This is a genomic window from Sulfolobales archaeon (genome assembly GCA_038897115.1).
In the GTDB taxonomy this organism is placed as follows: domain Archaea; phylum Thermoproteota; class Thermoprotei_A; order Sulfolobales; family AG1; genus AG1.
Genome location: JAWAXC010000024.1, coordinates 1 through 24,402, shown reverse-complemented (window position 1 = coordinate 24,402; position 24,402 = coordinate 1). Strand labels below are relative to the sequence as shown.

27 protein-coding genes are annotated in these 24,402 nt (G+C 43.8%); 21 read left to right on the top strand and 6 right to left on the bottom strand.

Features of this window, described 5'->3' with window-relative positions; translation table 11 throughout:
- The 13 genes from QXE01_04745 to QXE01_04685 all read left to right on the top strand — a co-directional run.
- Positions 1 to 880 (top strand): hydroxyacid-oxoacid transhydrogenase (locus tag QXE01_04745; GenBank protein MEM4970544.1); only part of this gene is annotated, 880 nt, incomplete at its 5' end.
- Between the two features lie 91 nt (positions 881 to 971).
- Positions 972 to 2,879 (top strand): ABC transporter substrate-binding protein, encoded by a 1,908-nt coding sequence (locus QXE01_04740; protein ID MEM4970543.1) that lies wholly within the window; start codon positions 972 to 974, stop codon positions 2,877 to 2,879.
- Positions 2,880 to 3,851, top strand: coding sequence for an ABC transporter permease (locus QXE01_04735; protein MEM4970542.1), 972 nt, complete (start codon positions 2,880 to 2,882; stop codon positions 3,849 to 3,851).
- 6 nt (positions 3,852 to 3,857) lie between these two features.
- A complete protein-coding gene (locus tag QXE01_04730; protein MEM4970541.1) occupies positions 3,858 to 4,727 on the top strand; it encodes an ABC transporter permease in 870 nt (289 codons plus the stop codon).
- Between the two features lie 87 nt (positions 4,728 to 4,814).
- Complete coding sequence (locus tag QXE01_04725; protein MEM4970540.1) at positions 4,815 to 5,078, top strand: lipoyl domain-containing protein; 264 nt, start codon at positions 4,815 to 4,817, stop codon at positions 5,076 to 5,078.
- Positions 5,065 to 5,949: a lipoyl synthase gene (lipA, locus tag QXE01_04720; protein ID MEM4970539.1), complete on the top strand. Its 885-nt coding sequence runs from the start codon at positions 5,065 to 5,067 to the stop codon at positions 5,947 to 5,949. Before QXE01_04725 ends, lipA begins: the two co-directional genes overlap by 14 nt.
- The gene (locus QXE01_04715) at positions 5,924 to 6,736 is read left to right on the top strand and encodes a biotin/lipoate A/B protein ligase family protein (protein ID MEM4970538.1); all 813 of its coding nucleotides are present in this window, start codon (positions 5,924 to 5,926) and stop codon (positions 6,734 to 6,736) included. Before lipA ends, QXE01_04715 begins: the two co-directional genes overlap by 26 nt.
- 2 nt (positions 6,737 to 6,738) lie before the next feature.
- Positions 6,739 to 7,461, top strand: a complete 723-nt coding sequence (locus QXE01_04710; protein MEM4970537.1) for a biotin/lipoate A/B protein ligase family protein — start codon at positions 6,739 to 6,741, stop codon at positions 7,459 to 7,461.
- Between the two features lie 894 nt (positions 7,462 to 8,355).
- Entirely contained in the window at positions 8,356 to 8,760 is a 405-nt protein-coding gene (locus QXE01_04705) for a HEPN domain-containing protein (GenBank protein MEM4970536.1), read from the top strand.
- On the top strand, positions 8,705 to 9,142 hold the full coding sequence (locus QXE01_04700; GenBank protein ID MEM4970535.1) for a nucleotidyltransferase domain-containing protein: 438 nt from the start codon (positions 8,705 to 8,707) through the stop codon (positions 9,140 to 9,142). The genes QXE01_04705 and QXE01_04700 overlap by 56 nt, the downstream gene beginning before the upstream one ends.
- Positions 9,143 to 9,382: 240 nt before the next feature.
- On the top strand, positions 9,383 to 10,123 hold the full coding sequence (locus QXE01_04695) for a helix-turn-helix domain-containing protein (protein ID MEM4970534.1): 741 nt from the start codon (positions 9,383 to 9,385) through the stop codon (positions 10,121 to 10,123).
- A gap of 166 nt (positions 10,124 to 10,289) precedes the next feature.
- Positions 10,290 to 11,222 (top strand): dihydrodipicolinate synthase family protein, encoded by a 933-nt coding sequence (locus QXE01_04690; GenBank protein MEM4970533.1) that lies wholly within the window; start codon positions 10,290 to 10,292, stop codon positions 11,220 to 11,222.
- Between the two features lie 337 nt (positions 11,223 to 11,559).
- Positions 11,560 to 12,549, top strand: coding sequence for a sugar kinase (locus QXE01_04685; GenBank protein MEM4970532.1), 990 nt, complete (start codon positions 11,560 to 11,562; stop codon positions 12,547 to 12,549).
- A 36-nt stretch (positions 12,550 to 12,585) separates the two neighbouring features.
- Here the strand turns inward: QXE01_04685 and QXE01_04680 are convergent, their stop codons facing one another.
- Positions 12,586 to 13,470, bottom strand: a complete 885-nt coding sequence (locus QXE01_04680; protein MEM4970531.1) for a carbohydrate ABC transporter permease — start codon at positions 13,468 to 13,470, stop codon at positions 12,586 to 12,588.
- Positions 13,471 to 14,058, bottom strand: coding sequence for a sugar ABC transporter permease (locus tag QXE01_04675; protein ID MEM4970530.1), 588 nt, complete (start codon positions 14,056 to 14,058; stop codon positions 13,471 to 13,473). It abuts the gene before it with no gap.
- Here QXE01_04675 and QXE01_04670 point away from each other — a divergent pair.
- The 4 genes from QXE01_04670 (at position 14,006) to QXE01_04655 (ending at position 18,030) form a co-directional block, all read left to right on the top strand.
- On the top strand, positions 14,006 to 14,167 hold the full coding sequence (locus tag QXE01_04670; GenBank protein ID MEM4970529.1) for a hypothetical protein: 162 nt from the start codon (positions 14,006 to 14,008) through the stop codon (positions 14,165 to 14,167). The two genes, QXE01_04675 and QXE01_04670, sit on opposite strands and share 53 nt — an antisense overlap.
- A gap of 259 nt (positions 14,168 to 14,426) precedes the next feature.
- The gene (locus tag QXE01_04665; GenBank protein ID MEM4970528.1) at positions 14,427 to 15,791 is read left to right on the top strand and encodes an extracellular solute-binding protein; all 1,365 of its coding nucleotides are present in this window, start codon (positions 14,427 to 14,429) and stop codon (positions 15,789 to 15,791) included.
- Positions 15,792 to 15,850: 59 nt separating this feature from the next.
- Positions 15,851 to 16,909 (top strand): ABC transporter ATP-binding protein, encoded by a 1,059-nt coding sequence (locus QXE01_04660; GenBank protein ID MEM4970527.1) that lies wholly within the window; start codon positions 15,851 to 15,853, stop codon positions 16,907 to 16,909.
- A 50-nt stretch (positions 16,910 to 16,959) separates the two neighbouring features.
- A complete protein-coding gene (locus QXE01_04655) occupies positions 16,960 to 18,030 on the top strand; it encodes an NAD(P)-dependent oxidoreductase (GenBank protein ID MEM4970526.1) in 1,071 nt (356 codons plus the stop codon).
- 342 nt (positions 18,031 to 18,372) lie between these two features.
- Here QXE01_04655 and QXE01_04650 read toward each other — a convergent pair whose 3' ends face one another.
- On the bottom strand, positions 18,373 to 18,570 hold the full coding sequence (locus QXE01_04650; GenBank protein MEM4970525.1) for a hypothetical protein: 198 nt from the start codon (positions 18,568 to 18,570) through the stop codon (positions 18,373 to 18,375).
- Positions 18,571 to 18,756: 186 nt separating this feature from the next.
- On the opposite strand from QXE01_04650, the gene QXE01_04645 reads away from it, so the two are divergent.
- Both QXE01_04645 and QXE01_04640 read left to right on the top strand, forming a co-directional pair.
- Positions 18,757 to 19,170, top strand: a complete 414-nt coding sequence (locus QXE01_04645) for a hypothetical protein (protein ID MEM4970524.1) — start codon at positions 18,757 to 18,759, stop codon at positions 19,168 to 19,170.
- Positions 19,171 to 19,176: 6 nt separating this feature from the next.
- Positions 19,177 to 19,563 carry a clan AA aspartic protease gene (locus tag QXE01_04640; GenBank protein ID MEM4970523.1) on the top strand — a complete coding sequence of 129 codons (387 nt, stop codon included), beginning with the start codon at positions 19,177 to 19,179 and terminating at the stop codon, positions 19,561 to 19,563.
- 400 nt (positions 19,564 to 19,963) lie between these two features.
- On the opposite strand, the gene QXE01_04635 is transcribed toward QXE01_04640, so the two are convergent.
- Complete coding sequence (locus QXE01_04635) at positions 19,964 to 20,230, bottom strand: hypothetical protein (protein ID MEM4970522.1); 267 nt, start codon at positions 20,228 to 20,230, stop codon at positions 19,964 to 19,966.
- 199 nt (positions 20,231 to 20,429) lie between these two features.
- Entirely contained in the window at positions 20,430 to 20,564 is a 135-nt protein-coding gene (locus QXE01_04630; protein ID MEM4970521.1) for a hypothetical protein, read from the bottom strand.
- A 176-nt stretch (positions 20,565 to 20,740) separates the two neighbouring features.
- On the opposite strand from QXE01_04630, the gene QXE01_04625 reads away from it, so the two are divergent.
- On the top strand, positions 20,741 to 22,639 hold the full coding sequence (locus tag QXE01_04625) for a prolyl oligopeptidase family serine peptidase (GenBank protein ID MEM4970520.1): 1,899 nt from the start codon (positions 20,741 to 20,743) through the stop codon (positions 22,637 to 22,639).
- A gap of 537 nt (positions 22,640 to 23,176) precedes the next feature.
- Complete coding sequence (locus QXE01_04620; GenBank protein MEM4970519.1) at positions 23,177 to 24,115, top strand: deoxyhypusine synthase; 939 nt, start codon at positions 23,177 to 23,179, stop codon at positions 24,113 to 24,115.
- Positions 24,116 to 24,170: 55 nt separating this feature from the next.
- Here the strand turns inward: QXE01_04620 and QXE01_04615 are convergent.
- Positions 24,171 to 24,402: hypothetical protein (locus QXE01_04615; GenBank protein ID MEM4970518.1), on the bottom strand; the 232-nt coding region annotated here is incomplete at its 5' end.

Sequence of the window (24,402 nt, the reverse complement as noted above, 5' to 3'; positions counted from 1 at the left end):
AGCACCGCCAGGGCCTCTGAAACCCCTGATAGCGATCCCAACCACAGCTGGTACTGGGAGTGAGAGCACATCTGTAGCTGTTCTAGATGTTAAGAGGCTCAGGGTTAAAACCGGGATTAGCAACCCTATGATAAGGCCCTCTGTAGCGCTCATAGATCCTCTGACAACCCTCACCCTACCCCCTATGGTTACAGCATCCTCGGGACTTGATGTGCTTAACCACGCCATAGAATCATATACAGCTAGACCCTACACGGCTAAGCAGGCTCTGAAATCCCCAGGCGAGAGACCTGTATACTCAGGTGCAACACCTGTGGGGGATCTATTTGGTGAGAAGGCTATAGAATGGGTTGTGAAGTACCTTAGAAGAGCATATGCAGATCCCCTTGATATAGAGGCTAGATACTATATGATGCTTGCAGCAAGCATAGCAGGGATAGGTTTTGGCCATGTGGGTGTACACGTCCCCCACGCAATGGCATACCCAATAGCTGGGATGGTTAGGAACTACTATCCAGAGGACTATGACTTCGGATACCCGATAGCACCCCACGGGATAGCAACAGCGATCCCGGCTGCATATGCATTCAAACACCTATCACCATATAACCACGAGAAATTCGCAAGAGTGGCCGAGATCCTCACGGGAGAATATGTAGGGAGAGATCCAAAGGCTATAGGAGAGGCTATATTCGAGGGCTATATAGAGCTTCTGGAGGATCTAGGGGTTCCCACAAACCTGAGGGAGCTGGGATTCGGCAGAGAAGATCTAGAGGCCCTGGTTGAGGGTACTTTGAAGCAGCAGAGGCTTCTCTCGGTAGCACCTAAGAATATAGGGAAAAAAGATCTCGAGAAGATCTTTTCAGAGGCTCTGGGTTGAAATTATAATATCTGAGGCACTAATTTTACTAACTATTTTGACTAACAATTAATCATATATAGGTTAATTCTGAAATAATTTAGGGGTCTCTATGGTGGGTTGGAGGCTAGCTATGGTGTCTGCATTTATCATCCTAATAGCTATATCTACTATCTATAGCTTTATCTCTATAGCAAATGCCCAGCAATCTATAGTCCTCTCGATCCAAGAGGCTCCTAGGTCTCAGTGCCCATATATGGGTGGGACGCTGAAGATAGGTATTGGGGGTAAGCCGAATACTCTGAACTGGTTTGTAGCAGGCTCTAGCTGGGAGATCCTAGTTCTCATGCCTATATACAATAGGCTTGTGAGGTTCTACAACGGCACATTGGTTAAAGAGGTTGCGACTAGCATTGAGATGAGCCCTGATGGCAGGGTATATACTATAAAGATCGTTGATGGGATTAAATTCCACGATGGAACCCCGCTAACAGCTGAGGATGTGGCCTTCACCATAAACATTCTTAAGAACTATTCGTGGGCATATTACTATGGTGTCTTCAGAAACGTTGATAGAGCAGAGGCTGTTGATAGGACAACCGTTAAGGTCTATATGAAGAACATAGATGTAGGGTTTGTGGAGAACGCTCTAAGCGTTATGAATATAATGCCTAAACATATATGGGAACCCAAGTTCAGAGAGCTTGGCGATGGTGTTGCAAAATATAACCCGAGCATTAAGGAGCTCGTTGGAAGCGGGCCATTTATAGTAGTCGACTACCAGCCAGATCAGTATATAGTGTATAAGGCCAACGATAACTATTGGCAGGGGAGGCCATGCATAGATCAGCTTGTAATGACCATAATAGGGGATGCAAGCGTAGCCCTATTATCCCTCGAAAAGGGAGATATACAGACGTATTCAGGCTTTATAGGACCTGAAACAGCTCCTAGAATACTAAGTAATCCAAACCTAGCTATACATGTATATCAAAGCGACTTCTACTACCACTGGGGCTTGAATAACAAGAAATGGCCCTTCAACATAACGCTTTTCAGAAAAGCCCTAGCATATGCTGTGGATTATAACGCAATTATAAACACCCTCCTAATGGGCTACGGGATTCAGGGGAGCCCAGGCTTTGTACCGCCCTTCGGTGTTCACGCGAAGTGGTATAACCCGAACCTTAAGTACTATACATATAATTTATCTAAAACAGCTGAGATCCTAGATCAGCTGGGCTTTAAAGATGTTGATAAGGATGGCTGGAGAGAGGCACCAGATGGATCTAAGTTTAAGATAGAGATCTACCCGCCTAACTATGATATTATAAGGGTGAGAGCCGCTGAGATCATAGCAGATAGCCTTGCAAAAATACCTGGCGGAGGTATCAAGGCCGAGGTGAGGGTTGTTGAGTGGGCAACAGCCTGGTCACTAATAAGGGGTGGGCAGGTGGATACATGGCTCTTAGGCAGCGGCCCAGGGGTAGATATATCGTGGCTCCAGACTAGATTCCACTCAAATGGATCTGCCAACTGGAATAGATATTCAAATCCTGAGGTCGACAAACTAATAGATCAGCTGGTTAGAGAGCTAGATCCTAATAAGAGGAGAGAGATAGCATGGAAGATCCAGGAGATCCTGGCTGAGGAGGTTCCAGCGGTTAACCTCTACTATAGAAAGTTCATAGTCCCATATAGAGTGGATACCTTCGATGGATGGGTGAGACTTATCGATGACGATTTCGCCAACTGGTGGAACCTCAGATTCATATATCCAAAGACAGGTAGACCTGCGCAGACCCCGGTGGTGACTGTTACAGCTACTGCCGTAACAGAGGTGATCAAGACTGTAACCCCCACTCAGCCACCTTCAACACCAACACAAACTATAGCTCCCCCAGCTGGGCCAGCACAGGCAGGTGGGTTAAACACTTTCTTGATAGGCGTGATAGCAGCTATAGTGGTAATCGCTGCTGCAGTTATAACAGTCCTCCTCACTAGGAGGAGGCAGGGCTAGTTGTCAACAATATCTTTTTTAGCTAGGAAATCCATATCAGCTTTGATAACAATCTTTGCTATAGTCACCACCGTGTTTTTTCTCGTAAGACTCACTGGAGATCCTTTTGCAGAGCTTGAGAACGACCCAAGGATATCCCCCGAGACCCTCGCAACCCTCAGACATCTCTATGGAATGGATAGATCTTGGGCTGAGCAGTATATATACTATATATATAATATGTTTAGAGGGGAGATGGGGTATTCCGTTAAGTTTTCTAGACCTGTCTTCGATGTAATCATGGAGAGGCTACCATATACATTGGCCCTTCTCATACCATCGATAACCCTTTCCAACTATATAGCATATAAACTAGGAGTTGAGATAGGATATAGAAGAGGGTCTAGATCTGATATAGCTATGCTAGCAATCTCGAACTTCATGAGGGCAACACCCTATTTCTGGCTAGCGCTTGTCTTCCTATATATATTCTCTGTCCAGCTAGGGGTATTCCCCCTCTACGGCGCTATAAGCCCTGGTAAGGAGTTTCCCTCACTAGAATGGTTTATAGATTACCTATGGCACTATACAGTTCCATTTCTAGTACTCGTTGTAAGGGGGGTCTTCACATTCATGCTATATGTTAGAAATTCCGTGATAGATATCTTAGGCGAGGACTTCGTCTCTGTAGCTAGAGCCAAAGGACTCCCTGAGAAGGCTGTTAAGAGCGCCTATGTTGCTAGAAACGCCATGCTTCCAATGATAACGGTTATGGGTCTAAGATATGCCTTCATAATAGATGGCGCCATATTAACCGAGACTGTATTCTCCTACCCAGGGACTGGGAGGCTTGTCTTTGAGGCAATTGTTAACAGGGACTTCTGGCTCCTCCAAGGTGTTGTCCTCATACTCTCTATAAGCGTTGTAGTAGCAAACCTAGTAGTGGATCTTCTCTACGCCCTTCTAGATCCGAGGGTTAGGAGTTCGAGGTGAAGATAGATGAGGATATATAATATACTCAGGGAATCTCTAAGCATACTCATGTCCAATGATGCTTCGAAAGCAGGGTTTATAATCATGGTCGCTTTCATATTGATCGCGGCTTTGGCAGATCTCATAGCCCCCTACAACCCCTATGAAAGAATCTCCCAACCCTTCCAACCCCCTAGCGAGAGGCACTGGCTAGGCACAGACGATCTCGGGAGAGATATATTCTCACAGCTCATCCACTCAGCAAGGCTCTCACTATTAATAGGATTCATATCCGCTGTAGTAGCAACCATGATAGGAACCCTCCTGGGACTCATAGCAGGCTACTACGGTGGAAGGGTTGATGAGCTTGTGATGAGGTTCACAGATCTCTGGCTGGCCTTTCCAAATCTGCTATTCACAATACTACTCGTTGTGCTCTTCGCCCCGCTGGCTGGGAATAGGCTTATCCCCATAATAATCGCTATAGCTATAGGCTCGTGGCCGACTGCTGCAAGGTTGATAAGATCTGCTGTGATCTCTATTAAGCAGAGCCAATATATAGAGAGTGCAAGGGCTCTGGGGGCGAGCAACTCAAGGATCATATTTAAACATATTCTGCCGAACACATCCTCACTAATAATCGTCGAGGTGATAACGCTTATGGGGAACGCGATGCTCACCGAGGCCTCTCTAAGCTTTCTAGGCCTAGGAGATCCGAGGGCTATTAGCTGGGGTATGATGCTCCACTACGCATTGCTGAGAAACGCGATATATCTTGGAATGTGGTGGTGGTTCCTCCCACCAGGGATAATGATCAGTCTAGCCGTGTTAGCAGTCATACTTCTGGGCACCGGTTTGGAGGAATACTTCAACCCGAGGCTTAGGAGAAGGCTATAATATTATAGGGTATTTCGGCTCGCCTGTGTCTCTATATGTATAATTATAATATGGTTTTTAGCCTCTACTTCATTATATATGGCGGTGTTGGTTCTGGAGAAGATTGTTAGGATCCCTGAGGAGCTCTGGCCGAGGAGGGGTGGGTGGAGCGGTAAGGTTATAAATATACTTAAAAGGCCTGGTGATAGGGTTTCTAAGGGAGATCCTCTCGTTGAGGTTGAGATTGAGAAGGCCGTGCTTGTTATAGAGTCTCCCTATGACGGGGTTGTCAAGGAGATCCTAGTATCCCCAGGGAGCTCTGTATCCCCTGGAAGCGGTGTTGTGAAGGTGGAGGTCTTTGGAGAAGGTTAGGCTGAGGGTCTCTATTAACCAGAGATATTTAGAGCTTTCGAAGCTTGTTTCGAGCCTTGGGATAGCTACTGTGTGTGAGAGCGCTCTATGCCCCAATATATTTGAGTGCTGGGGCAGCGGCGTGGCTACCTTTATGATTATGGGTGACACATGTACCAGGGGCTGTAGATTCTGCTATGTTAAGAAGGGTATACCCCAGCCAATAGATCCTTTGGAGCCGTATAAGGTGGCCGAGGCTGTTAAGAAGCTCGGCCTGGACTATGTAACGATAACATCTGTAGATAGGGATGACCTCCCAGACGGGGGTGCAGAGCACTTTGCAAGGACTATAAGGGCTGTTAAAGATCTGAATCCCGGTGTGAGGGTCGAGGTGCTTATACCAGATTTCAGAGGAGATCTAGATGCCCTTAAAAGGGTTGTTGATGCCGCCCCCGATGTGCTTGCCCATAACATAGAGACTGTTAGGAGGCTAACACCCCTTGTCAGGGATTGGAGGGCTGGCTATGACCAGAGCCTAAAGATTCTTAAACAGGCTAAGATCTATAATCCGAGGCTTATCACAAAATCCTCCATATTGCTAGGCCTTGGAGAGACTTGGGAGGAGGTTATAGAGGCTATGAGGGATCTGAGGGAGGCCGGGGTTGATATCCTGGTGCTATCCCAGTATATGAGGCCAAGCCCTAAGCAGCTACCAGTAGCTAAGGTCTATAGAATCGAGGAGTTTAAGGAGCTAGAGGAGATTGGATATAAGATGGGCTTCTCATATGTGGTAGCCCATCCACTTGCGAGAACCTCGTACAAGGCTAGAGAGGCTTATCTAGAGGCTGTTAAGAGGATAGCTGGTCATGCCTCTTCTCAGAGTGGTTTTTGACGGTCCAAGGGATCCGCAGCTAAACATGGCCATAGATGAGGCTATAGCTAGGCTTAGAAATAGGGTTGACTATGATACCCTCAGGCTATATATGTGGCTTCCAAGCGGGGTTAGCATTGGTAGGAGGCAGGACGCCCTGAGGGTTGTCAATATAGATGAGATCAAGAGGCTCGGATACAAGCTTGTTAGAAGACCAACTGGGGGTGCTGCGCTTCTACACCCACAGGATCATGAGATAACCTATAGCATTGTTCTAAGCAATAGCCATGAGCTCTACAAGCTAGACGTAGCTAGATCAGCTGCTAAGATAGCTGAAGGCATAGCCCTAGCCGTTAGAAGACTTGGGGCTGATGCAGGGGTCAGAGGCTTGGGCGAGCCTGGCTCGAGCATGTATTGCTATGTAAACCCAGGGTCTAGCGATGTATTGGTTGGGGGGAGGAAGATCTCTGGGAGTGCCCAGAGAAGGGATTGGGGAGCCCTCCTCCAACACGGAACCCTGCTTCTAACCTATAGCCACGAGCTATTCACAAGGGTTATAAGGGTGGGGGAGGCGGAGGATCTAGCGGCTAGGGATAAGGTGGCGGGGCTATGGGATATCCTTGGGAAGATCGAGATAGGGGAGATCTATAGAGCGCTTGCAGAGGGATTTGCAGAGGCCCTCGGCTATAGAGACCTCATCTTCAGACCCCTCGAGCCAGAAGAGATCTCTCTAGCCCTCACCCTATATAGGGAGAAATATTCTAGGGATGAGTGGAACATCTATGGCATAGATCCTGAGAGGAGGTAAATGTGGATCTCATAACATATTCCGCCCACGACCCAGCTGTGAATGTAGCTCTAGACGAGGTTCTTCTATCATCTGTTAGAAGGGGGTCTAGGGGAGGCATTATAAGGATATGGATCAACTATCCATCGATAGTAATAGGCTATACCCAGGGGCCATGTGATGAAGCCAACTGCGAGGAGGCCGAGAGACTTGGGATCCCCATTATCAGAAGGATCAGTGGTGGGGGAGCGGTATATCACGATCTAGGGAATATAAATATATCTATAATATCCCCTTCAAAAGGGTTAAAACCTGTGGACGAGGTATATAGAGAGGCAACTGGATTCATAATAGCAGCACTAGAGAGACTAGGGATCAAAGCCTGGGTGGAGAATCATAGTGATGTGGTTGTGAAGGGCTATAAAGTCTCGGGGACAGCCGCGGCAATCAAAGATAGGGCCTATCTAGTACACTCAACACTTCTAGTATCCTCAAACATGGAGATCCTAAAAAGACTCATAAAACCAAGGCTAGACAGAGTAGCCAGGGGAGAGGTTACCCCAGCTAAATATAACCCAAATAACCTCAGAGACATAGCAGGTATAAACCTTAGAGAAGCATTAGAGGCGCTGATCAGCGAAATAGAGCATAGATATAATCCAATAGAGAAGAGCGAACCAACCAAAGAAGAGATCGAAGAATCCATAAACCTGGCACCCAAAAGAATTGCTCAAAAAGCTGTTTGAGTTTCATATAGATTCATCGTTGCTAATGTTAATCATATTAGAGTAATAATTCTTATAGACCATTAGCTCGACCATGGTTTCTCCAGCTTCCAGCTAGTATAGATACTCAGAATATGCTTTTAAATACTATAGCCGTTAGATCTTCCGCGGAGATCATGGCTCCATGACAGCCCCCAAACTCCAACTAGATGCAGAACCAAGAAGAGATGAAGGAAAAGCCCATGCTCATGGACATAGGCAATCATACCACCACAGATCAGTCACTAGCTTCTTCATCACCCAAGGTATATTCTGAGCCGAGGATTTAGATATTGTGACATAGCATTTTTAGTCTTACCAGAGCCATCTGGATCTCAAAGCTCTATCCCCATAGACAGTACCCTCTCACCGAGATCAAGGTCTCTAACCACGAGGTCAAAATAACTAGTTAACACCCTTACCCACCCTCCTAGCAATAACCTCAACAACCTTTATAGCATATCCAATCCTATATTTAAGCTAAGGCTACACAGTTGTTAAAGTCGATCAAGGATCTCACCATACGCCATAGATTTCGCTAGAAGCTTAACCACATATCAACCCCCTTCGCAGAGATCTTTGATTGTGAATGCTGTAGAGAGGGATAGAGTGGTTGGAAACTTCAAAGCTAGCATTATTGTAAGGGATAAAGCTGATAAAGTTATAGGCGATAAGCTAGCCTGAAGCTAGGTAGCTACACGACTTAAGAGCATATATTTTGCAACTAATGATATCGCTATTTGTAGCAGGAATAAACGTTTATAGGATTTGAAGCAGTTTACTTTATGATGTTCGATGAGATATCCCTTATGGATTTAATGGGGGTTTAGATGCTCTGTCTACGGAGTAAGATAAAGAATCGCTGGGGTGGGTTGGATGGATGAGGCTATAAGATGGCTTGAAGAAGCTGTTTGGGATTTGGAGATCGCGGAGATACTTCATAGAGAGAAGAGGTATAACGCGGCTGCTTTCTACTCTCATCAAGCATCTGAAAAAGCTTCCAAAGCGCTTCTATACTATGTTAATGAGGCTCCATGGGGCCATAGCGTTAGGGTTCTGCTTCAGCGATTCTTCAACTCACCAGGTTTAACTCCCGTGGAGAAGCTTCTTATATGTGCAAGAGGGCTCGATAGGTATTATATGCCATCGAGATACCCAAATGCGCATCCAGCTGGGACACCGCACGAGGCATATGATGAAGAGTCTTCGCGAAGGGCCATTGAATGTGCTAGGAAGGTTGTTGAGTATGCGAGGAAGACAATTACCCGCGGAACTAGCTAGAGCTGTCGAGATTCTGGTGGAGATGTTCAAACCCATAGCCATAATATTATTTGGCTCGAGGGCTAGAGGAGATTATAAACCATGGAGCGACTACGACATATTGATAATCGCCGACTTCGATAAATCATTTCTGGATAGAATAGGAGATATTTTCGAAGCATTATCAAACATAGATCTACCTATAGAACCCCACCTCTATACACTCGAAGAGGCACTAAACATGTTGGACAAAGGCAATCCAATAATCATTGACTCCCTAAGTGAGGGCCTAGTCCTATACAAAACCCCCGAGTTTGATAAACTAGTTGAGAAACTCGATGAAATGATTAGAAAGGGCCTTAGAAAATCAGAAACCACCATAATACTACCTAAAAACATATGAGAGCATTATCCCCCTTGGTTTTCATATAGATTTATAATGATCGATGCCGAATCTCCTAACTTCGACACACATCTAGAGCCTGCTCTAGATGCTGATTCACACCGACCTCCTCCCCGCCCTAAAGGGCGAGGCTTCCAGCTGCAAACCTCTGAGATCAAGCAACAGCATTATATATGATGATCTCTTTATCTGAGGATCTGATCACAACCTAATTATTTTTGGCTTGGTAATTCTATATGGGTGTGCTCTATAGCCCGTGGCATTAGCTATAACGGGCTGTCAATGCTTAGTATTAGGGTTAGAAGCTCATATAGCAGCTTTTTTGGGAAGCTGAGCGAGCTTTCCAAATCTAGAATTGTGATATACACATATAAATTAACAGGATCTGGCTATTACTATGTGCTAGCCCTTTCCTCAAATTCTAGGATCGGTGAATATGTAGATAGTATTATCAGGCAGGATCATATTCTTAGGAGGAGCAAGATCGTGAAGATCGAGCATCTCTCCATAGACGATACACAGATCATCCACGGGCTCAAATCTATATGCGAGTTCCACAAGCTAGTGGAGGACAACAAAGTCTCATTGCTTATACCCTATACATTTAACAATGGTGTGAGGGAATATAGCGTTATCGGCGATCATGAGCATCTCAAGAGATATCTAGAGGCTATTAAGAAATACTATGGCGGTGATCTTGTGGAATGGAATTGGAGCGAGAGGCTTGAAGCATCTGAGCTAGCTAACTATATGTTGAAGAACTCGGTACTCAGCATATTAATGGATAAACTCACAGATCAGGAGATCAAAGTTCTCAGAGCTGCATATTATGGAGGGTATTTCAACTATCCAAAGGTCAGGAGACAGGCGGATATAGGTGAGGAGCTGAAGATCTCTAAAGTCACTATAAGCATTCATTTGAGAAAGGCGTTGAAAAAAATATTATCAGATCTAATACGTATATCTAATAATATGAACTAGGATTGGAAAGTAGATCTGATATAGCTTGGTAAGAGTGTTCTAAACCTCAGAGTCCTGAGCCACGTGCTTTAGCATTGATCATAAACAGTATCCATATGATCTAATAATACTGGGTTTTATATATAAAATAAATATCCCTGGTTTCTAGCTATTCTGGTGATGAGTAATCCCTAGTGGTAATAAAAAGGCGGGGCTTCCTAAGGGCATTATAACTGCCCTTGTAACCCCTCTAATAGATGGTAAAAAAGTTAATAGTGATGCTCTTAGAATGCTCGTGGATTTCCAAGTTAGAAACGGTGTTTCGGGCTTCTTCATATTGGGGACATATGGTGAGGGGCTTTCCATAGATCCTAGTATTAGAAAGGCTTTTGCCGAGGAGGTTGTTGAATATGTGGGATCTAGGGTTCCCGTGATAAATTGCATATCTTCAACCAGTATAGATGTTAGTATGGAGCTTGCTAGACACTCTGCTGATATTGGTATAAGGCATATCGCTCTCCTCCCACCCCTCTACTACAAGGTGGGGGTGTCTGAGCTACTGAGATTCTATAAAGAGTTTGATAGGCTAGGCCTAGATATGCTGATCTACAATAACCCGCCTAAAACTGGGGTTGATATAACCCCCGCCATTTTTAAGGCAATATCTGCTGAAACTAACAATCTAGTCGGGATCAAGGACTCGACTGCCTCTATAGAGAGGGTGTTAGAGCTTACGAGCGATTTATCTGAGGAATACTATGTAGCAATTGCAAGCGATGTTATGATCCTCGAGGCATTTCTATATAACGCTGACTCACATATATGCGGTATATGCAACGCTGTACCCGAGCTGGGCAACCTGCTATATAAAAGCATAGTTAGGGGAGACATTGCTGAGGCGATGAGATATAAGAGGGCTATATGGATGCTTAGACGCATAGCAAGGGATCTACAGGTTGAGGGTCTCTCATTAGTCAAGGCCATGCTAAGGATAAGGGGTCTCGATGTAGGAGAACCCCTACCCCCTATCAGAGCTCTCAACGAGAAAGAGCTTTCCATGCTGAAAAAAGCTTTAGAATCGGTTCTAGATAATATTGGGATTAAGCTAGAGCTATATTAAAGCCTACACCTCGAAATTTCCTATGATTTAGGTTTAAACATAAGAAGAGATCCTTTATAGCTGAAAACATGGCCTCTAGAGTGGGAGAACCTGTTTTCTCAGCTTATATTGTCAAGTCCTTAACCCATTACCATGAAGATCTTGTAGGAGTGGTAATGGATATTACTATGGATCTGTTTAGAGGTATTTAAAAATAGTTGCCCTACATTTTCTTTCCCCAAAGATATCGGAATTAATGTGGCGAGACTTGGGTGTTTCTCTCGATGATTATAATATCAGTTGAGTTTGGCATTGATAAACAAATATGGTTTTATGCTACATTTATACGGAGATCCATATGTCCAATATGTCCAAGCTGGATTTCGTCTCTATAGGGGAGGTTATGATACAGCTTAATAGCATAACCCCGGGGCCTCTGAGATATGCTAGGTACTTTGAGGTACATGTGGCAGGGTCTGAGGCTAATGTTATGATTGGTTTGAGCAAGCTTGGATATAGAACTGGGTTTATAACTAGGGTGGGTGGGGATGAGTTTGGCGAGATGATACTCAGAACCTTAAGGGGCGAGGGTGTTGATATAACCCATGTTAGGGTTATGAAGGATGCTCCAACGGGTATTTATTTCGTTCAGAGGCATTATCCAATACCGGGTAAATCAACTGTCTTCTACTATAGACATTTATCCGCAGCATCCTACATGGATGAGAGTGATGTGAGCGAGGAATATATAGGGAGCTCGAGAGCCCTCTTCCTCACAGGGATTACACCGGCTCTTAGCGAGAGCTGCTATAGAGCATTTAGAAAAGCCCTGGAGGTTGCTAGATCCAGCGGTGTTGATATAATAATAGATACGAATATAAGATTAAAGCTCTGGAAAACACCTGAGAGGGCTAGGGAAGCCCTTCTACCAATGATAAGAGACGCAAAGATCCTGATCACAAATAAAGAGGATCTAGCAATCCTATTCCCAGAGACAAGCAATATTAGAGAGCCCGTGAAAAAGCTCCTAGACCAAGGCATAGAGATAGTTGTGGTTAAAAAGGGTGAGGAGGGTAGCGAGCTATACACAAGAGACGGGAGAGAAGCCATTGAAAAAGCAATCAACGTGCCAATCATAGAAGATGTAATAGGCGCTGGAGATGCCTTCGACGCAGCACTCCTAGCAAGCCTATACAGAGGCCTAGAACCCTCCCAAGCCCTGAAATATGCAAACATAGCAGGAGCTCTAGTAGTGACTGTAAGAGGAGATATAGAGGCACAACCCACATGGGAAGTACTAGAGATCATGTCTAAATATCTTAAAGAGAGGTTAGAGTATATAAGATAGTGTCAAGAGGATAATATGGAGACAGCGGTGTTCATGCTAGCCATATTTGAGAGCGCCTCTCAATAAACCTTGGATTATATATTTCTGCATGAACCCATATAGAATTACAGGTACTATACCAACGAATAGTGTTAGTGCTGCTAAACCACCTGGATCCACTATCTCGCCTCCCCATAAAAAGAACTGGATCACTATTGGAACTGTATATATGTCAGGACTTGATATAAGGGTTATGGAGAACAGTAGATCTCCCCATGATAGTGTGAATGCGAATATAAATGCTGTAGCTATCGCAGGTAAAGATACAGGAAGAACTACCCTTAGTAAAGCCTGTATCCTAGTAGCTCCATCTACTAATGCTGCGTCTTCAAGCTCCCTCGGTATATTGAGTAGGTAGCTTCTTATCAGGAGGGTTGATACGGGGACTGTATATGCTAGATGTGCTATCATTAGCCCCACTAATGTGTTATATAAACCTAAGATTCTATAGATCATTAAGAGGGGTATAACTATTATGAATACTGGAAACGTGTATGAAAATACTATGAGCCCCTCCAACAGGTTCTTAAACCTATAATGGAACCTAGCTAGGGCATAACCTGCTAGGAAGCCTATGGCCACGCTTATTAGTGATGATGTTATTGAAACTATGAGGCTATTTCTAATAGCTAGGGATATTGGTATAGGTATCGCTGCTCTTATACCATGACCCTTAAAATATTCTTCGACAGTTGGTGCAGCGAGGGAGATGAAGTTCTGTAGCGTTAGTGAGCCTGGGATCCAGTTCCACGCATCTTCTGGCCTAGAGAAAGCGGTCTTTATAGGCCAATATGCTGGTATAACTATCCATGCAACTAGAAGTATTAGGGCTATTCCTATGAATACGCCTCTTATAACCCTTAGCATGATATTACTCATCATCTACACCCTTATATACCTCAATGTAACGAATATCAGTGCTAGATAGAGAGGAAGGACTAGCACGCTATAGGTTGCAGCTAAGGAGATATTTGCCTCGCCCATAAAAGCAAGCCTATATGCAGCTACTGGAATCGTTAAGGTTCTATCTATCGGGCCCCCAGCAGTTGTTAGATATATCTGTGCAAATTCGCCCATGGTCCATATCAGGCTAAGTAGAACAACTGTGAGTATAACAGGTTTGAGAAGGGGAAGGGTTATATATAGGAACTTCTGATATCCCCTAGCCCCATCGATCTCTGAGGCTTCATAAAGATCCTGGGGGATAGCCTGGAGACCTGCTAGCAACCCCATCATAAAGAAAGGCCATCCATGCCACACATTGAGTATTATAACAGATAGCATAGCATGATCATATCCAAGCCAATGGATAGGAGGTAAACCCCCTAGAACCAAGATCTTGTTAAAAGCCCCATCCCTCGCAAAGTTAAACCAAAACATAACAGCAGCTACATAGGATGGCACGGCCCAGGGGAAGATGGAGAGCGCTCTGACAATAGCTCTTCCTCTAAACCTTGTGCTGAGAAGCAATGCTGCTCCTAAACCTATTAATAGCTTTAGAGTAACAGATGTGAATGCATATATAAAGGTGTTAATGAGAGAGGTTAGCGTTATAGGAGAGGTTAACAGCCTAATATAGTTGCTGAAATACGCGAAAACCGGCTCTCCACCAACCCTTTTCTCATAAAAACTCAGCCAGATATTGTATATTGTTGGAATAATTATTATAAAAATTAAAATAAGTAGAGCAGGTAATATGTAAAAGTACCCTTCATTTATCCTGCGCATCCTAGCGATTTCCCATGAGATTATTAATTCTAAATTTATTAATAGAAATAATTTAACAAGTTCTATCTGAAATATATTAAGGAAGAGCTGGTTAAAAATCACATGGGTGAATGTGTATTAGGGGTATCTCAAGGCTTATACTTGTAGGCATTATAATAGCTATAGTTGCAATAGGAGTAGCCTCATATGTGATTATAACCTCCACGAATATAGGACAACCTACAGGCAAACCCAAGCTAATAATATGGGGTAGAGCCACATTCGTACCTCCACAGCTATACTGGGTGGAGCAGAAGGTTAGAAAGTGGGCCTCTGAAAAAGGAGTTGATGTAGAAATTACATGGCTACCTGTCGCTGAAATAGGGAAGAAGTTACTAGCAGCTGTAGAAGCTGGTTCGCCTCCTGATGTAGTTATAAATGGTCATCCCGTTGCTGTGTTTGCCGAGAAAGGCCTGTTAATACCTCTTGATGATATTGTTGATAAGCTTGGAAGAGACGACATATATGAGATTAAGCTTAAGACATGTACCTTCATGGGTAGAATATATTGTATACCCATGCACTTCGAAATAACATGGCTACATGTTAGGATGGATATAGTGCAGAAGGCCAATGCAACAGCATATCTGCCTCCTAAGAGCTTTGAAGATCTATATACGCTAGCTAAAATATTAAACAACACAGAACCTGGTGTATATGGAATTGGGTGGAGCTATGGCCTTAATGGCTATGATACATGGTGGATGTTTGAACATCTATGGGCCTACTATGGTGGCGGTATGCTGACAAACAGATCTTCTGCAGGTGTTGTGATGGATAAACCTCCATATAGAGAAGGTCTTAAGAAAGCCTTTGCATATGTAGCAAAGTTCCTGGATGAGAAGCTAACACCTCCAGATAGCACTGAGTGGGTGGATGTATCTAATAACCTCGCATATATTCAGGGAAGGATAGCTATGACCCTTAATCCTCTAAGCATTTATTATGCCCTTTTAAATGAGAAACCCGAGTTAGCGGCTAAAACAAAGCTATTTCTCCCACCAGTGAGTGTCGATCTTGGAGACGAGAGTGTCTTTATATTCAAAACCACTAAATATCCAGAGCTCGCCAAAGATCTTGTATATTATCTATTCAAGGATAAAGACGACTATAGAGTTGGATTCTGTGAGTCAGGAGCACTATATTCAATGCCTATATTCAAGTCACAGGTTAAAAAGATAAGCGATGCCTGGAAACAGGGTAAGTGGCCTGCTCTAGGAGAAGATCCTGCGGTAGCTGTTGAAAAGATAAAGTATCATGAGACAGCAGCATTTCCACTGGGAGAGAGAACGACTCCTTCGGAGCTGTTTAGAGAGGGCTTCATATGGAATGAAATGATTCAGAAGGTGGTAATTAGAAAAGAGGATCCTGATAAGGTGATAGATGAATACGCAGCAAGATTTAGGGAGGAAGTTAGAAAAACATATGGTAGCTAGGGGGATATAACATTTCTGAGGTTAGCCTGGTTAGTATAACAAAAAGATTTGGAAAGGTAGTGGCCGTTGATAACATAAGCCTCGATGTTAGGAAGGGCGAGTTCTTGGTTTTACTAGGTCCTTCTGGGTGTGGTAAATCCACAACCTTAAGAATAATTGCGGGTCTTGAGAAACCGGATAGTGGTAGGGTCTATATAGATGGTGTTGATGTCACAGATCTCCCGCCTAGGGAGAGGAATATAGCAATGGTCTTCCAAAACTACGCATTATACCCACATATGAAGGTATTTGATAATATAGCTTTCCCCCTCAAGCTGAAGAGGCTACCCAAAGAAGAGATTAGGAAAAGGGTTAAGATGATTGCTGAAATGCTCAAAATAGAGGATCTCTTGGATAGATATCCCAGACAGCTATCAGGCGGTCAACAACAGAGAGTTGCTTTAGCGAGGGCTTTGGTTAAAGAGCCCAGGGTATTTCTTTTAGATGAGCCTCTATCGAATCTCGATGCTAAATTAAGGCTCTATATGAGAGTTGAGCTGAGGGCGTTACAGAAAAAAACGGGTATAACAACTATCTATGTAACTCATGATCAGGCTGAAGCTATGTCTATGGGTGATAGATTAGCTGTAATGAACGCGGGTAGAATAATCCAGGTGGGAACGCCCGATGAGGTTTATAGCTCTCCCGAAGATCTATTTGTAGCTGGCTTTCTAGGAAGCCCACCAATGAATCTATTCGAAGCTAAGGTAGAAGCTTTGGGATCCAGTATAATTTTATATAGCGAAGGGATTACTATAAAGTTAGAGAAGAGCTTTATAAAAAACCCCGCATTAACGAAATATTCTAAAGTTATAGTAGGGATAAGACCTGAAAAGATATTTCTCTCGAAAACAAGGTTAGAGACATCAGTAGGACGTGGGGTCATCCATATAGTAGAGAAACTGGGAGGAGACATTATATATAATATAAGGATTGGTAGGGAAACCTTGTTAAAGGCCAGGACAGTAGCGATGCATACACCTGAGCATGAAGGGTTTGCAGAAAATGAGGAGGTCTGGATAAATGCTAAACCCGAGGATCTGTATTTCTACGATGTTGAGAGTGGGAAGAGAATATGAGAATTAAATTTTTCTCTTTAATATATTTTCCTCCTCTGGGGTGATCTATAATGGGTTTAAAGTATAGGTTAGCTGTAGTTGGTTATAGGTTTATGGAGAGGTGGTCTGATGCCAACGAAGTATTTAGAGTTCTCCGTGATAGGGGTTGTGGGATAGATTTTCTGGATCTCCCAGCTGATATAGATCAGAGGAGCTTGGCTAAGGCTCTTGAGGGGTATGATTTTGTGATAACCTCTACCAGACCTTACTATGGTAGGGATTTCTTTGTCTATAACCAGGATGTATGTGTTATTGCTAGGCATGGTATTGGATATGATAATATAGATGTTGATGCTGCCTCTGAACATGGTGTCTATGTTATAAGGGTTCCAAATGTTGTTGAGAGGAACTCTGTTGCTGAGCATACCATAGCTCTTATGCTGGCGATGCTTAGGAAGCTGCCGTGGGCTGATAGGGGTTTGAGGGAGGGTAGATATGGCGTTATACGCTACTCATATGAGCTCTTTGAGGAGCTATCAGCTCCAAGGGATCTTAGCGATATGGTTGTCGGGATTATTGGGCTTGGGAACATAGGATCTAGGGTTGCCGAGATCCTTATCAGGGGCTTCGGATCTAAGGTGATCGCCTACGACCCATATATAGATCCCGAGAGGGCTAGGGCGTTAGGTGTTGAGCTTGTCAACACCTTAGAGGAGATCTTCTTGAGAAGCGATATAGTAACAATCCACACCCCATTGACGAAAGAGACAAGATATATGATCAATAGGGAGGTGCTTTCAAAAGCGAAGAGAGGATTAATCCTTATAAACACTGCTAGAGGCGAGGTGATAGATACAGAAGCCCTCCTATGGGCATTAAGAGAGGGTATAATAAGCTATGCAGGCCTAGACGTCTTCGAGGAGGAGCCTCTACCCAAGACACACCCGCTGATCGAGACCAGCAACACAATCCTCACACCCCACATAGCAGCGTTTGTAAAAACAACACAGAAGAAGATGCTAGAATCAATTGTAAGAGGTATAGCAAACTACATAGATGGAAAACCCATTGAGGAATACGCGGTAGTAGTTACAAAACCGGCTAAACCTAGAAAGCCAAGAAGTCAAAGAGGATCAGCCTAAAATCGATAGCTTCAACACACACCTACCCCCAACACCATAGCTAGAAAACATCCCCAAGGATCTTATCTGGATATGGGGGTTAAGAGAGATCTAAGCTTGGATCAGCCCGCGTCCTCTCCCTCATAAAACCAGCTTCGGTGACGGGATTGCTCATCATCCATATAATTCTAGAATATTTACAGCTAAAACCCTTGTCCCCCCTTCAAATCGAAGGTCAGATCTATAATGCCTAATGTCTAGAGCGTCTAACTACTGGAAAATATTAGTTGATCAATATAATAATCACTAGAGCTTTACCAAATTTACATCGAAACATGTTATAGAGGCTATACTTAATCAGCTCTATCCAATATCTAGATGCTTCTTTTCATAAACATGCTTGATCCGGGTAGCTGATCGAATTCCTCTAATGTGTAGCATAGTATCTTGAAGATACATCATTCCTAGCGGTCTTCTAACCAGCGCAGCCCTCTCGACGAAGTGTATATCGTGGAAACAGGGTGAGACAACTATTGTATCTACATCGCTTAGCCTCTCCACCTAATCTCCGCGTGTATAGCTGTATCATTGCAGGCACTATATATCTTCCCTCTACATTGAAGGGCTGGCCCGAGTATAGCCCTCTTCTTTTAGCTCTTGGATATCAGCTATAACGCCTTCCTATTGAAGAGGCTTTTAGCTAACACTATTTATAGCTTTATAATATAGTTTATCTGGGTATACTAGATGAACAAGTTTAACACGTCAAAGAAAACAAGATTCGTCGGGATTAGAAACTTTAGAGATGATCTTTATAGGCTTGTTAAGGCATACGCTTCTCTAGAGGGTAGAACAATTTCCTCTATATTTGAGGAAGCGATTCTGATGTGGATCAAGAGTAGAGGGGATCCCGAGGAAATCAGGATATGGGCTGAACTCGAGGAGGCCTATAAGAGCAACATGAAGACCATTATGCAATCTATATCCGCTAACGAGGATAGGGAAGGCTATGCAGCTGCCTGTGAAGGCCGTTTCCTCGGAATCTTCAACAGCTATGAAGAAGTAGCAAGAGCCATTAAAAGAGAATGCAAAACACGCGCACTGATCCTCGAGCTCCCGATAAGAGGTAGAAAAGTAATCGAGCTCGGACTACCATGGTGATCTTCATTGAAAACCTATTTTGAAAATAGTGCAAAAAACTATCTTCCGATCATAAGGGCCTTGATAAGTGACCCTCTAGAGGAAAAGAGCGTTGAGGTAGACATGGTAATAGATACGGGTTTTCAAGGCGGGGTTTTAATACCTCTTAAGACATATTTAGATCTCAACCTAGATCTCTTCGAAGAGATGAAAGCCACCGGCGAAACAGCTATAGGAGGCTTGGTAGAGCTTAGAACATCAAAAGTAGTTATAAAGCTCGGCAAGGCCAAGATAAAGTGCTCGGTATATACAACACTGGGGGTTAAGAGATCTCTGATGGGAAGGGAGGTACTTAAAGAGCTAGGACTCCTCTACAGACCCCCAAAAGAGCTTAAACTCGGGATCAACCTATAGATCCCTCACCGAAAACCACACACCAACAAGGCAGAGGAAAAAGGCCGGCCATTTTATTCAATGCTGGCTATTATTCAATTCATATAGATGTTTTTTATCCAGCGACACTCCGCCGCTAAGTGGGAGACCTAGAAACTATGATCAGCATCTCTTTATCTCTAGATTGTATTCTAGTTCCACCCTTTTAGGTGGTGATAGGGCTAGCTCTTCTATTTATATCTTTTGAAGATATGTCTACGCTTCTCTTCCCCGCCGTTGCTCTTAATATATAAATATATAATTAATGATATATTGGGATTTGATATACATAGAGCCTCCCCACCCACGGCTCCCTAGGTATCTCCAAGATTCTATATATTTGGGCGTAGCAGTATTAGTATATTTTCTCTCACTAATATCTCTAACATCTCCCTACTGCCGGCAACGCTGTCTGGGGATTCTTCTCTACCCCGGTGTTCCGCTTAATCATATATAGGGTCGTGGATGTCTTATCCTCGATCCAGCTGTTGATCCCATGGGTTTTGAGATCTATTAATGCTCTTGGATTGCCTCCTGTGAGTCTCCATGCCAGCCCTTTATCAACCCCTATGTTCTCTGCAAGCTCCTCTATAGATTCTCTGGGTAAGCTCCACATCAGCACATACCTCTCCTTAGAGCCACCAACCATTAGCGTTTCCACACTCACGGTATTTTTAATTATTTCTAGATATTTTTATTTCTTCGATTTGGGTTAGCCCTTAGTGCGGGATCACCAGCTTCACCAACACCTCATGGGGCTCTGTCGAGGGGAACGCCATACCCCTCCCATCTGGGGATAGATATATTGTAGAAGATTTTATGTAATGTTTCTTATGAAGCACTATGCTCTAAAGCATAGTCAAGCATTTCTTGAAGCATTGTTCTAGATGCATCCTCAATCTCTCTAATTGCTTCTCTACCAAACCTATTGTCCAAGCCTCAAGAACAACAGTTCTCCTAAGGATCTTTAACTGCCTCTCCAATCAAATACCAAATACTTAGAAATATAAGTATTTAAATTTATCGCTAAATCCGAAACAGCCTTATCTTTTAAGCTAAAGCGGTTTCGATTCTGAGATGTTCTTACCCAACTTTCCCTAGGATTGAGGCTTTTAGCCATAATTAATCTTTTATGGAGTATATTTTATGGGCTGCCTAGTTGGATGATCCATATCTATGGCTCGAGGATCTTGCTAGTCCTGAAACGCTTAAATGGATAGAAGCCCAAGATCTAATTGCTAGAGAGTTTGTTAAACAGTATAGCGAGATGCTATATGAGAGGTTTCTCAAGATCTATGAAGAGCCTATATACTATTTATTCAAGGTGTCCTCGAAGGGCTATTTCTATATAGCTAGATCTAGAGACTATAGGATTAAGATAATGTTTAGAGATGGTGAGGAGAGAGATCTAGTTGTATCCAGCTCAATAGATAGGGATGCAATCATAACAAATTATTATATAACTGATAAGGGGGATTTACTCGCCTATCAATACTCAATAGGAGGTAGGGATGTTGGTGTTCTAAGAGTTATTGATGTGGAGAGTGGCGAGCTGATCGATACCCTTGAGGGATCGATTAGTAGTGTTGTCTTCCTCAACAGGGATAAATATTATTATATAAGGCTATATAGATCTGAGAGATGCCCAGACGGTGTGCAGCCACCATGTAGTAGGGTATTTCTCAGGGAGTCTGGTAGGGATGAGCTTGTCTTTGGCAGCGGGATCGCTACCTCCCACTTCATAATCCTTAAAAGCTCCTCTAATAGATCGAAGGCGCTGATCAATGTTCTCTACGGTTGGAGAAGATCTACAATATATCTTGGAGACCTATCGAAACCCGAGACCTGGAAGGCGATCTATGGTGGGGATTTCCTCTACCACCCAATAGACTACATAGATGGCCTTAGATGTGCCATTCTCAGGGCATATGATCGAGGAGGGCTAGGCAGGATCATATGTGTTGGTAATAATATACAAGAGATCGTCCCAGAATCGAATGAGTACATGGGATCCGCAGCTATACTTGGAGATAGGCTTGCCTCTGTCTATATAGATGCTAATAAGTATTACGAGAAAATCCGCTTCTATGATCTAGAGGGGAATATGCTAGGCTCCTACACACCTGAGAACCCTTCGAGCATAAACATATATGTGGATCAATCCTTCATGGGAGAGCTCATTGCCGAGCTAACCTCATTCACACAGAGGTTTAAAATAATCAAGATCTCCCGAGATCTTGAGGTGAGCGTGATTAAAGAGTCAAGGATCCACAGCGACTTCGAGGTTGATCATGGATATGCCAGGTCATATGATGGGACGAGGATACATTATTTCACCATTAAAAAGAGGAATACAAGGCCATCGAATGCTATTCTATATGGCTATGGAGGATTCGGCATATCCCTCACACCGAGCTACCTTGCATGGGCAATACCCTTCATAGAGGATGGAGGGATGCTCGTTGTTGCCAATCTAAGAGGCGGATCCGAGCATGGAGAGGCCTGGCATTTGGAGGGGATGGGTAGGAAGAAGATCAATGTGTTCATGGATTTCATAGCAGTTGCAGAGGATCTTAAGAAGAGGTATGAGGGGATCAGGATCGCTGCACATGGTAGGAGCAACGGCGGATTGCTAGTAGGCGCCTCAATCATCATGAGACCAGATCTATTCGATGCCGCTGTTATAGGGTATCCAGTTCTCGACATGCTTAGATTCGATAAACTATATATAGGAAGGGCATGGGTACCGGAATACGGAGACCCAGAAGATCCAAGTGATAGGGAATATCTAGCTAGATACTCACCATATCACAATATAAGACCAAACACCCGATACCCACCGATATATATCTATACAGGGTTGAACGACGACAGAGTACACCCTGCACATGCAATGAAATTCCATGCAAGGCTGAGGGAACATGGATATACAAGCTATTTAAGGGTGGAGAGATCCTCTGGCCACATAGGATCAATGCCTAATGTAGTGGCGAGAGAGGCAGCGGATTTTATGGGCTTCATATATATGATCCTCGGCATATCAAGAGCCAAGGGCTAGACATATGAGATATGATGAGATATGAGATGAAAAATTCCATCCTAAATAACAAGATCTGACCTCCTCCCCGCCCTAAAGAGCGAGGCTTGCGGTTGTAACTAAAAGTTATATAATATTATAACTGAGTTTACTGCCCCTCTAAGGTGGGGAAGAAGATCAGATCTTATAGTTTAGCTCTAAAGTGTTTGAATCATTAGCTCTCCACATCTATCGATATCCCCATCTTCTTAAGGAATATGCTGAGATCAGGTTTTGAGGGCTGAAATCTTTTTGATGTTTAGAGTAGAAGTAATAATATTTAGATCCTGTCTGGGTGATGGGAGCGCTGCTCCAAGCCCTGGCGGGCTAGACCTAGATGGGAGCCCCATGCCGTTGGGCTCGACAAAGCCCCATGAACCCATGGGATGAGCTAGGAGAGCCCTCTGGACGAGGTAGAACCCCTAGATGAGACCAAGAACTATAGAATGAATGGAATGAACACATTGGGAGAAACGTTATCTATTAGCCTCTATATGGGAATAGGCTTGGTGCTATGCCTTGGAGAGGGTTGTTGATAGGAGGGTTACTCCTTCTATGGGTATTAGGGATCTTATTGAGCTCTATAGAGATATACACGGTTTTATGGCGGGCCATCTCTATAGAGGCTATGAGGTTGTTGTTGAGATGGTGAGGGAATCGGATCTAAGGTTCCTCTCATTCACAGGGAACCTTGTTTCAACCGGGTTGAGGGGTGTTCTGGCACAGCTTATAGATGAGGGTTTCTTCGACATTGTTGTTACAACATGCGGTGCTGTGGATCATGATATAGCTAAATCCCTTGGGGGAGGGTATTACAAGGGCTTCTTCGAGACGGATGACGAGGATCTCTATAGAAGGGGGCTTCACAGGCTTGGAAACATATATATAGAGCTCCAAGGCTATGGAGTTGCTATCGAGAGATTCACCTATGGGCTTGTCGACGAGCTTATATCTATTAAGAGGGAGTGGCCTGTCTACGAGATCCTCTGGAGGGCTGGTGAGAAGCTCTCAAAAGATCTCAACTCTATATTGGGTGCTGCATATAGGAGAAAGGTTCCAATCATAGTGCCTGGTATCGTTGATGGTGCCTTTGGAACAGCTCTATACACTAGATCCAAGATCTCTGGGTTCAAAATAGATCTATTCGCCGATATGGATCTAGTAGCCGAAAAGATCTTTAGGTCAAGGGTTAGCGGAGCCCTAATAATAGGTGGGGGTATTAGCAAGCACCACACAATATGGTGGAACCAGTTTAAAGAGGGCCTAGACTATGTTGTATATATAACAACAGCTGTAGAATGGGACGGATCGCTGAGCGGGGCACACCCAAGAGAAGCTATTAGCTGGGGTAAGGTCAAGCCACAAGCAAAAAGAGCTGTGATCTATGGGGATGCAACGATAATACTTCCTATATTAGCAGCAGGGCTTATAGAGACTATGAAGAAGGATCAACACTAATAACGATATAATCGAGACCTGCAGATCGATCCACACCATCGCTATATATTTAACATTATTCCTCCGAATATATAGTGATCCCCCTTTCAAGAGCGCTTACATAGAACTCCCTACCAGATCTAACAGCCTCCCTCAGCTCCTCCTCAGTAACAAATGTTATCTCTACATCAACATCCCCCACACCATATATAGTGAATCTATCCATGCTAGCATCTAGATCCCTGACTACAACCAGCAGATCTATATCGCTGAGACCTCTCACAAACCTCCCCTCCGCCAGGGATCCT

Excerpts from the sequence above, each read along its gene's own strand:
- QXE01_04740 (MEM4970543.1), top strand. The coding sequence starts at position 972 with ATGGTGGGTTGGAGGCTAGCTATGGTGTCTGCATTTATCATCCTAATA.
- QXE01_04730 (MEM4970541.1), top strand. The coding sequence starts at position 3,858 with ATGAGGATATATAATATACTCAGGGAATCTCTAAGCATACTCATGTCC.
- QXE01_04715 (MEM4970538.1), top strand. The coding sequence starts at position 5,924 with ATGCCTCTTCTCAGAGTGGTTTTTGACGGTCCAAGGGATCCGCAGCTA.
- QXE01_04705 (MEM4970536.1), top strand. The coding sequence starts at position 8,356 with ATGGATGAGGCTATAAGATGGCTTGAAGAAGCTGTTTGGGATTTGGAG.
- QXE01_04685 (MEM4970532.1), top strand. The coding sequence starts at position 11,560 with ATGTCCAATATGTCCAAGCTGGATTTCGTCTCTATAGGGGAGGTTATG.
- QXE01_04680 (MEM4970531.1), bottom strand. The coding sequence starts at position 13,470 with ATGATGAGTAATATCATGCTAAGGGTTATAAGAGGCGTATTCATAGGA.
- QXE01_04670 (MEM4970529.1), top strand. The coding sequence starts at position 14,006 with ATGGAGAGCGCTCTGACAATAGCTCTTCCTCTAAACCTTGTGCTGAGA.
- QXE01_04665 (MEM4970528.1), top strand. The coding sequence starts at position 14,427 with ATGTGTATTAGGGGTATCTCAAGGCTTATACTTGTAGGCATTATAATA.
- QXE01_04655 (MEM4970526.1), top strand. The coding sequence starts at position 16,960 with ATGGGTTTAAAGTATAGGTTAGCTGTAGTTGGTTATAGGTTTATGGAG.
- QXE01_04645 (MEM4970524.1), top strand. The coding sequence starts at position 18,757 with ATGAACAAGTTTAACACGTCAAAGAAAACAAGATTCGTCGGGATTAGA.
- QXE01_04635 (MEM4970522.1), bottom strand. The coding sequence starts at position 20,230 with ATGGTTGGTGGCTCTAAGGAGAGGTATGTGCTGATGTGGAGCTTACCC.